This window comes from Pandoraea sp. NPDC087047 (genome assembly GCF_044745225.1).
Classification (GTDB): Bacteria; Pseudomonadota; Gammaproteobacteria; order Burkholderiales; family Burkholderiaceae; genus Pandoraea.
Genome location: NZ_JBIUZU010000028.1, coordinates 1 through 2,308 on the forward strand (window position 1 = coordinate 1; position 2,308 = coordinate 2,308).

3 protein-coding genes are annotated in these 2,308 nt (G+C 54.2%); all 3 read right to left on the reverse strand.

Annotated features, from left to right (window positions below; genetic code table 11):
- Positions 1-226 (reverse strand): hemagglutinin repeat-containing protein (locus ACIPHM_RS24525; RefSeq protein ID WP_400334282.1); only part of this gene is annotated, 226 nt, incomplete at its 3' end.
- 41 nt (positions 227-267) lie between these two features.
- Positions 268-834 carry a DUF6990 domain-containing protein gene (locus ACIPHM_RS24530; protein WP_400334285.1) on the reverse strand — a complete coding sequence of 189 codons (567 nt, stop codon included), beginning with the start codon at positions 832-834 and terminating at the stop codon, positions 268-270.
- The coding region (locus tag ACIPHM_RS24535) for a DUF637 domain-containing protein (RefSeq protein WP_400334288.1) at positions 827-2,308 on the reverse strand (1,482 nt) is incomplete at its 5' end. The genes ACIPHM_RS24530 and ACIPHM_RS24535, both read right to left, overlap by 8 nt.

Consider the following 2,308-nt stretch of genomic DNA (forward strand, 5'->3'; position numbering starts at 1 on the left):
CGCGCGAGGCGCTTGCATTGCCCGTCACTCCCATCGACACGCCCTGGCTGCCCATGGAGATGCCCAGCCCGACGCCCCCCGAGACGCCGGTGGAGCTGCGATGGTGTGCTGAGGTGTCGGTGGCGGCGAGGATATCGAGCGAGCCGTCGGACGTGAGCCTGATGTCCTGCCCGGCGGCGATCTCGCTGCCGCGAACGAGCAGCGAGGACTGATCGCCGTCTCCCAAGGCCGATAGGGTGACGCTGCCGCCGGCGCGAACCGTGATTCTTATCGCGGGAGACGTGCACTGTTCGTCTGGGCGATCTCTAAGGTTCGCTCGATCATCTCGATGGAGATATAGGTTGCAAACCCGAGGCGATCTCCCGATTCGAAAGACTTCTTGTAAAACTCTAGTTTTTCGGTGTCGCCAAGCAGAGCGAGCGCAGCCAGGTGGCGCAGTGGCATGGCGCCCCACGTATTTGTAGGTAGTTGCGCGTGCCGGATGATTTCACTGTTGATGTCGACACTTCTTGCCCACTCAATTATTTCATTAGTTATTGGGATGATGGTTGCCTCGCTAATTTCACTGATCTCGCGAGTGCGAAATTTCATTAAAGCTAGTGGTGCAATCAATTTTTTTTGTTGGCGTATTTGGCGAGCGATGTCGCGAAATTTCTCTGTACTTGTTGATGGAATGAAATCGGCGGTGTAATGAAGTTGAAATTTCCTTATTGATGGAATAATGATCAATATTCGATCGCATAAATTTAATTCTAGAACTGTGTCTCCAACTTCATCTTTTTGGGGGGTCCATTTATTTTGTTTTAGTATTTCTATTGTTGTTTTTTCACTCATTTTTGGCTCCTGGAAATCTAATGATTTCGATTTTAATTCCATTGGGGAGGTTTTGCTCGGTTAGTGGTTTTGAAGAGTCAAATCCAAATATTTCAGCAACTGATCCGCGAGGAATTGCGGTTCCATCAATTATTTGAGGAAATATTTCGGATTGCCTTTTGGTGAGTTTTGCATCTCCAGTTTTGATCTCGATAATTCTGAGTTCTCCATCAGGAGATTCAACAACAATGTCGGGGCGGCAGCGCCCACTGCCACATGAGTCGCCAAACGAGATTTCTTTATTGCTAACACGGTAGCCAAGTTCGGTTAGCTGCTTTTTTATGTCATTTGCAATATCCATATGATGGTCGTAATGATCCTTAATATGGAGTTTGTCCAGTAACGGATCAGAAACCAATGGGCCGTTATTGGGTGTCGCAATAACGTTTGGCCCTTTCACGCCCTTATCCGGTGTTGAAACAATTGTAGCCCCGCGCTCACCTTGATCTGGCGTACCGGTAATGGTCGGCCCCTTCTCCCCGGTGTCAGGTGTACCGGTGACGGTGGCCCCGCGCGGCCCGTTATTTGGTGTGCCCATAACGTCATCGTCGTTCGCGACGTCGCCAATGACTCGTGCGACGACGCCTTCGACGATCAACTGATTTGAGCAAGCGAATCCGGAGATCGCACATGTGGCCTTGGTCAACGCGCTCTTCAGCCGGTCCGCGACGCTCTTGCCCTCAGAGGCGGTACCGGCACTGCCTGCGACGGTTGGATCGAGGCCGCCGCTATCGCGTCCGTCACGCGTACCGTTGCGAGGACGTAGCGGCCCCCCCGTCTGAGGTGGCGCAGGCGGGGCGATCACGATCCCTAATGTATTGTTCTCTGCCTCGGTCTTCGCACTCGTGGACGCAGTCGCCACGTCGCCGCCGACGCTCGCCGTGACCCCAGCCACGATGGACGTGATGAGGTTGACTCTTGCTTCACGCTCGGATTGGGAAAGGTCATGTCCCGGTTTGTCACCGGTTGCGAGCAGGCTGCCTAACAGTGATCCGGCGGCCGCCCCCATCGCGCCTGCGTTGCAGTTCCCACTGGAGGCCGCACCTCCTGCGCAACCGGTAATGGCATGCAACGCGGCTTTCGATGTCGGATCGAGCTTTTCGCCGAGTGTCTTGATCTCCTTGGCTGCGAGACCTTGCAGGTAGTTCACCGTTGCACGCGTTGCCATTTCTCCGGTCGCACCGGTGACATTTCCGCTGATGCCTGCTGTGATGGCACTGACGATCAATCGGTAGTCGCCCCCCGGTCCCCACTTCTTTGCCTCGGCTAACTGCTGGTTCAGCGAGGCAAGTTGTTCGGGGTCGGTGGTCTTCTTCAACTGTGTCTCTATGGCTTCGGCTTCCTTAGCCCGATTGCCCACAAAGGTGCCGACCTCGCGCTGCAGCGTCTGCATGATCTCGAAGCTGGTTTCGATTTGCGCTTTGTCGAAGTTGTT